General features: G+C 41.8%; 4 protein-coding genes. 2 read left to right on the forward strand and 2 right to left on the reverse strand.

What is annotated here, in order from left to right; translation table 11 throughout:
* Positions 1-87 precede the first annotated feature (87 nt).
* Positions 88-1,335: a sodium:proton antiporter NhaD gene (gene nhaD / locus CXF78_RS12260; RefSeq protein ID WP_011638429.1), complete on the forward strand. Its 1,248-nt coding sequence runs from the start codon at positions 88-90 to the stop codon at positions 1,333-1,335.
* A gap of 88 nt (positions 1,336-1,423) precedes the next feature.
* Here nhaD and CXF78_RS12265 read toward each other — a convergent pair whose 3' ends face one another.
* Complete coding sequence (locus tag CXF78_RS12265; RefSeq protein WP_102036947.1) at positions 1,424-2,527, reverse strand: general secretion pathway protein GspB; 1,104 nt, start codon at positions 2,525-2,527, stop codon at positions 1,424-1,426.
* Positions 2,527-4,200 carry an ExeA family protein gene (locus tag CXF78_RS12270; RefSeq protein ID WP_102036948.1) on the reverse strand — a complete coding sequence of 558 codons (1,674 nt, stop codon included), beginning with the start codon at positions 4,198-4,200 and terminating at the stop codon, positions 2,527-2,529. The genes CXF78_RS12265 and CXF78_RS12270 overlap by 1 nt, the downstream gene beginning before the upstream one ends.
* A gap of 130 nt (positions 4,201-4,330) precedes the next feature.
* On the opposite strand from CXF78_RS12270, the gene CXF78_RS12275 reads away from it, so the two are divergent.
* Positions 4,331-5,566, forward strand: coding sequence for a multifunctional CCA addition/repair protein (locus CXF78_RS12275; RefSeq protein WP_102036949.1), 1,236 nt, complete (start codon positions 4,331-4,333; stop codon positions 5,564-5,566).
* The last annotated feature ends 50 nt before the right edge of the window (positions 5,567-5,616 follow it).

The following is a 5,616-nucleotide window of genomic DNA, read 5'->3' on the forward strand; positions in this document are numbered from 1 at the left end:
CAACCTTAAAATAAAGACTGAATTAGGTTAGCAAAAATTCATGGTAATGATGTTGATTACCTACAACACAAAGTTGGAATTGCAGTCATGCTACATACCTTTCTCATCTCACTTGCAGTGCTTGCGCTGTTAAGTATCGTGCTCGAAGAAGTTACCCATATTAATAAAGCCAAAACCACCTTGTTCCTTGGCTGTATAGCTTGGATCACCTTGTTTATTGCTTCTGGCAGCCCAGAAAAAAGTAAACTCGTGGGTGAAGAACTCAATGAAAACTTATTAGAAATTGCCACATTATGGCTGTTTTTAATGTCAACTATGACCTTTGTTGCTTACCTAAATGCTAAAGGCATGATCCAAGTATTGGTGCAAAAAATATTTCCACAGCAAGTGTCTGTTCGCATGTTGATGATCCAAGTGGGGATGTTTTCGTTAGTGCTGTCGACTTTTTGTGACAACGTGACTGCCACCCTCGTGTCATTAGGTTTACTAACAACCTTTAATTTAGACAAACAAATGCGTCGCCGTATGGCAGTGCTCATTATCTTTGCGGTGAACTCTGGCGGGGTTGCTTTAATCACAGGCGATGTCACTACTTTGATGATTTTCCTTGCCGGTAAAGTGCATATTTCTGAGTTGTTAATCCTGTTTATTCCTGCAGGCATTAGCGTCATGCTCCTAGCAATATTGTTTTCTCTCAAAGCTGAAGGTCATGTGAGTACGACTCCAATTGAGCAAAATTACAATACCGTTGATATTGTCATCGGAGTAATTTTCTTCACCACCATAGTATTAACCATGGTACTTAACGTGCTATTTGGCGTTCCTCCTGTATTAACTTTCTTATTTGGCTTATCGGTAATGTTCTTGGTGGGTCGCACTAACAAGAGTAAAACCGAAGAAGTTCAAGTATTAGAATACATTCGCCAAGTTGAGTTCGACACCCTACTGTTCTTCTTAGGTATCTTGTTACTGGTTGGTATGCTTAAAGAGATTGGTACACTTAACCTATTAACTGAAGTCTATGGCATGTATAACCCAAGCATTTCTAACTTCTTTACCGGTGTAGGCTCTGCACTATTAGACAACGTGCCATTAACCGCAGCGTTATTAAAAGCGGATCCTGTACTGACAACAGCGCAATGGTTAGGCTTAACCTATTCGGTTGGTGTAGGCGGATCGTTATTAATCATCGGCTCGGCGTCAGGCATCATCGCGATGAGTAAAGTTGAAGAACTAACATTTGTAAGCTACTTAAAATATGTTCCAGCATTACTATTATGCTACTGCATAGGTTATGGATTAACGCTGTTTTTAGCCAATAACATTCACGGCTAATATTACGATTTTTCAAATAAAACAAAGGCGCTAATAGCGCCTTTGTTTTGTCTGTTACATGTCAACATAGACTTAACGTTAAACCGCTCTAAATTGCTGGCACTCTAAATTGCTCGCCGTCAATTTCTAGTACGATATCTCGAGGTCGTATTTCTACAATCGTCAGCTTATTCTTAATCATATCGCCCTGCTGTAATTCAACCCCATCGACACTTAACCAACGGTTACTTGGTTCTGTCGAATATACATGGGCATTAATATTAAACTCGGGTACTTGTAACTGCACGCTCGCGGGTAAGTCACCATACTTAGGGATTTGCTGATTTGAAGGTCGAGGAATAGGATCTAATTTTGCTGACGTCACTTGTTGATTAGCCGACTGTTCATATTCAACGTCTTTAAGCGCCGTTTCAAATGCAGCAATCAAATTATTATGTTCATTATTTGATGGTGCTTTAACAGAGGCGAAATCGACGTCTTCTGCGGCAGCATTCACTTGCAAGCGCAATGCTTCAAGCTCAGCTAAACCTCGGCGATTAGCTTTAGCACCCAATACAATCGCTTCTCGCAGCTGTGCCTGTTGACGATTGTTCTCTTGTGTTTGATATTCATCAACTCTGCTATCTTGCTCACTTTGATAATTAACCTGTTCAGAACCGGTTTGCTGAGAGTTGAATTGTTGAGAGTTAGCTTGTTGAAAACTGCGCTGCCCATCATTTTCTTGCAGGTATAATTCATTCACACCAGAAGACTCAGCGTAACCATTGTTATTATAACTTGCTGCTTGCGTGTTCATTACATTCGTATTGAACGGTTTGGCAATAGGCAATGCCACCTTACCCGCTAAACGAATATCATCGTTACTTTGCACTGCGGGTTCATATTTTTTAACGGTCGATGCTTCAGCTGCTTTATTTGACGTAACAGTGACAGGGGTCGTGACAGCTTGCAGTGCATTAGCGCCACTGGGTTGGACAGTCGTTAACGATGTTGATGGTGACTGTAATAGCACACTCATCCCCCATGCAGCGCCAATACCCAAGGCAATGGCTACGGCCAATAGACTATACTTATTCAACTTATTTGAGCTGTTAGATTTCGATGTATATTGAGGCGGCTGCGTCGACATAATATCGACAACATCACCTTGTTGCTGCTTTTTACGGTTAACCGCATCTAATAAAATTGACATTAACTGCGCACCTCAGAGGCACTTAAACGTGGGCCTTGCTGGCTCAAATATAAGTTAAGTTGCACCAAAGTCTGATTGCCTGCTATACCGTCTGGTTTTAAACCATGTTGACGTTGAAAAGTCATTAATTGTTGCTCTAATTCACTATCAAACTGTGTCAGTAGTCGTGCACGTCGTTTGTTAACTAACGCTAAGCTATTTTCAAGCCATTGTACTTGCGCCAAACTAGAAGACTGGCCAATTTCTCGCGGTAAGATACTGTCTGGTTGCCACAAAATTTCGAAGGTGCCGCTAAAGTGGCGATCAAACCAATCTTTATTCACCCAAAACTGTTGCTCGCCTAATTGCAGTAGGATCTGCTCGGCTTGACGCTCAACAATTACACCATAAAATACGTTCGCTTGTGCGTCTTGCAAGTAAGCAACCGCAGGGTAATTAAGGCGCATAATACTGTGCCAATTACCTTGTTGCTGGTAACAGGCTAAATCTTGTTGTTGTGCCGCCTGACAAGCAGACAAGCCGATAATAGGTTGTTTATTCCACAAGCCGAATAATCCGGCAAAGGCATTATCAATGCTACTACTTTGTAGCATGGCTTGACGCATAATTTGTTGTTGTGCATTGGCAACTGGAGTTGCTACTTGAACTTGCTGAGGCTGAGTTTGTGCAGCTTGGTTTGTCTGACTTGGCATAGATGCAGGCGTTTGATTGACTAGGCTAGATTGCGCTTGAACATCTGCTATCGCCGCATTGGCACTCATATTGTTTTCAATGGCTGAGCGATTAAACAGATAGAATGATAAACCAAAAGCGAGCACTAACGCTGTAGCGGCAATAAATGGCCAGCGTTTATCGCCAGGTACATCAATATCACCCAATACTTCGACAGCCGCTTGATTAACCATTTTATGATCGATCGGAACCTTAGCTTGCCCATAGCCAGCCATTAATGCACGTTCACATAATAAGTTGGTTAAACGCGGAATACCGCCAGAATGTTTATGCAACGCGGTTATCGCTTTACGCGTAAATAAAGGCTCATGCCTACCAGCCACCTGCAAACGATGCAGCACATATAAAGCAATTTCATCTTTATTTAGCGGCAGTAAATGATAGCGAGCAGTGATCCGCTGCGCTAACTGACGTAAGTCTTGGCGCTTTAGCAGTTGTTGTAATTCGGGCTGGCCAATCAAAATCACTTGCAGCAGTTTTTTGGTGTTGGTTTCTAGATTGGTCAACAAACGCAGCTGTTCTAATACTTCAGAACGCAGATGCTGTGCTTCATCAATAATCAGCACCGTATTACGACCATTTTTGTGATTATTCAGTAAGTACATGCTGATTAAATCTGTCAGCTGCTTTAACGTCGGATTATCACCATACTTAATTTCTAGCTCATCACATAGGGTGGCCAAGAGTTCAAGCTCAGTCAATGATGGATTAAGAATAAACGCGGTATCGGTATTATCGGGGATTTGTTGTAATAAACAGCGAGAAACAGTGGTTTTTCCAGTGCCGACTTCACCCGTTAATAATACAAAACCACCGGTTTCACCAAGGCCGTAGGTTAAATGAGCCAACGCCTCACGATGACGGTCACTTAAGAACATATAATGAGGGTTAGGCGCGATAGAAAATGGGTTATCGTTTAATCCATAGAAGGCTTTATACATTCGACCAAAAATCCTTATTTGAAACTGACGGCTCACGTTAATGCTTGTATGACAGCTTGTCAAAAGTTAGCCGTAAAAATCTAACTCTGATAAGATTTAAGCTACTTATTATTACACGTTGTGATACGCCATGAAGATTTATTTAGTAGGTGGGGCCGTACGCGATACCCTTCTTAAACAAACTGTCGTTGATAAAGATTATGTGGTTGTTGGCAGCAGCGTAGAAGAAATGCTCGCATTGGGTTATCAGCAAGTCGGTAAAGACTTCCCTGTTTTTTTACACCCTAAAACTCAGCAAGAATATGCACTAGCTAGAACAGAACGGAAAACCGGTTATGGCTATCAAGGTTTTAGTTGTGATGCCAACAAAGATGTCACTCTCACCGAAGACTTATTACGCCGTGATTTAACCATTAATGCCATCGCACAAGATGAGCACGGCACATTGACGGACCCGTTCCACGGTATCGCAGATATTAACGCTAAAATACTTCGCCATGTGTCAGATGCCTTTACTGAAGATCCTTTACGCGTGTTACGTGTGGCCCGTTTTGCAGCTCGATTTCATCACTTAGGGTTTACTATTGCACCTGAAACCTTACAGTTAATGACCGACATAGCTAATAGTGGTGAATTGGATCACCTCACCCCAGAACGCGTATGGCAAGAATGTGATAAAGCATTAAGCAGCCAAAGTCCGCAGGTTTTCTTCGATGTGTTAAAGCAATGCCAGGCATTAATCGTATTATTTCCTGAAGTTGATGCGTTGTTTGGCGTGCCGCAACCTGAAAAATGGCATCCTGAAATAGACACTGGCATTCACACCCTCATGGTTCTCGAGCAAACTAGTCTGTTAAGTGACAATAAAGCGGTACGTTTTGCCGCGCTGGTTCACGACTTAGGGAAAGCGTTAACCCCAGAACAAGAGTGGCCTAAGCATCATGGTCACGGCCAAAAAGGCTTGCCGGTCATTAAAAAGCTTTGCGCACGAATTAGAGTGCCAAACGAATACCGTGATTTAGCTTTATTAGTCAGTGACCAACACCAAAATATTCATAATGCGTTTGAACTAAGAGCAGAGACCATCGTCAAACTATTTGATAAAGGTGATTTTTGGCGAAAACCACAACGCTTAACAGAGTTATTATTATGTTGTCATGGCGACTTAAGAGGGCGAACTGGATTTGAACAAGCACCCTATCCACAAGCCGAATATTTACAACATTGCTATGCGTTAGCCAGTAACGTCGATGTGCAATCGATTATTGCAGCGGGTTATCAAGGAGCACAAATTAAAAGCCAACTTCAGATAAAGCGAGCTGAAACGATTAATCACTATAAAATACAATACATTGACAGCAAATAGCTACATTAGACATTACCTATTTAGGCTTTTATGAAAAAAAGCGGAAAAAA

This window comes from Shewanella sp. 11B5 (genome assembly GCF_002836795.1).
GTDB lineage: Bacteria > Pseudomonadota > Gammaproteobacteria > Enterobacterales > Shewanellaceae > Shewanella > Shewanella frigidimarina.